We start from the raw sequence: 1,397 nt of genomic DNA, 5'->3' as shown, positions 1-1,397 counted from the left end.
GTGTAGCGAACCCCATTTTTAGTGCGAGCGGTAATGTCACTGAATGGGATCACGTAATGGCCGGTGGTATGAGCACGTTGCTTATAGCGTTCGAGCATCAGGATTTCACTGCCCGTTAAGACATAGATTTCTTCTGCGTTCAGCGTAATAGACAAGCGTTCAATCTCGGCGGCCTCGGCATTCGTCTCTAACACCAACTCATGATAAGTCGGCCCGATAGGAATAGGCAGGGTACCTTTTTGTCCCCAAGCGGCCCCGACCATGGAATTCAGTTTGATTGGTTTTACTGACATGTTTGTCTCTCCTTAAAACCAGCCACGTTTGCCGTTGATGAGTTGTTTGACTGCTTCTAACGTTGAGACGTTATTAATGATGGCAATCATCAGTAAGGTCAGGACAACAGCAATCAAGATGTTTTTATGCTGAGCTTTCATACACTCCCCTGTCTCTCGACGTTGGATCTTGAATAATCAAATGAAGTGTTTATCAAAGAGGAAAAAGGTTGAAAAAGAAAGGAAGCGTTACCTATAGGTTAGATGGGTAACCTATAGGTTAAAAAGGGCGGTTACCGGTAGTTCAAATTGAGTGTTGAGCCTGACTGACAGTTCAACGCCTTATGCTCAATATTACCAATACCATCACGGATCAAGAGGTATTCCGCGATCGGTTTCCCGATACGTTGCTTGTTGACCTTAGCGGATTTCAACGTCGCAATAGTATTCACATCCAACCCGCGTTTATCCGCGATCCATTGAGCATCACTCAGAGAATTAACTGCGCCCACCCACCAAACACTGGATTGCTCGGTCACGGTTTTCGGTACCTCTTGACCTCGTTGAAATATGGAGTGCACCACAAGGCCATACTGACGCCCGCCACGCAACAGCTCACCCGCACGACCTCGAAGTTTGCCAGAGGTTTCTACGCAGGAGGCTAACTCTTCAATCACCGTATAGAGCCGGCTTGCTCGGCCGTTCCCTACCGACCACACCACTGACGCGAAAAATTCCAACTCTCCACCGGTTGCCCCATTGGCTGGAATGTACGCCAACTTAAACGAGCCGCCACGACGACGCGCCATCACCAGCGATTTCACAAAGATTAAGCGTGATGAGGTGCCGTGGCACATTTGCCCTTGAAACTTATTTCCCGCGTAGTTGGTGTAGGGGTCAAAAAAGACCGCTTGTGCGGTTTTCGGGATTAACCCCAAATGCTTAACCGCTGAGGTTTTTCCCCCTCCCGTTCCCGCCACATAAAGGGTGTGCTCGGCATCAAAGGACGGGTTAGCATTAACGGGATTCGGTAGGGCTAGGGGTTTGGGTTTGTTCACTTTCGGTCTCCTTGGCTTGCATCAAGGCAGCCATTTGTTGTTTGGACGCGTAGATCAAGCCCAAAAC

3 protein-coding genes are annotated in these 1,397 nt (G+C 49.0%); all 3 read right to left on the bottom strand.

Annotation, left to right across the window (positions count from 1 at the left end; translation table 11 throughout):
- Positions 1–293: major capsid protein P2 (locus AB6C75_RS23500; protein ID WP_372109517.1), on the bottom strand; the 293-nt coding region annotated here is incomplete at its 3' end.
- 12 nt (positions 294–305) lie between these two features.
- A complete protein-coding gene (locus AB6C75_RS23495; RefSeq protein WP_017081565.1) occupies positions 306–434 on the bottom strand; it encodes a hypothetical protein in 129 nt (42 codons plus the stop codon).
- Positions 435–565: 131 nt separating this feature from the next.
- The gene (locus AB6C75_RS23490) at positions 566–1,330 is read right to left on the bottom strand and encodes a hypothetical protein (RefSeq protein ID WP_029225522.1); all 765 of its coding nucleotides are present in this window, start codon (positions 1,328–1,330) and stop codon (positions 566–568) included.
- Positions 1,331–1,397: the final 67 nt, after the last annotated feature.

Origin of the sequence: Vibrio sp. 10N.237.312.B06, from assembly GCF_041464685.1 — a bacterium.
GTDB lineage: Bacteria > Pseudomonadota > Gammaproteobacteria > Enterobacterales > Vibrionaceae > Vibrio > Vibrio tasmaniensis_A.
Note: the sequence above shows the minus strand (reverse complement) of the source record. Positions and strands in the feature narration are given on the sequence as shown.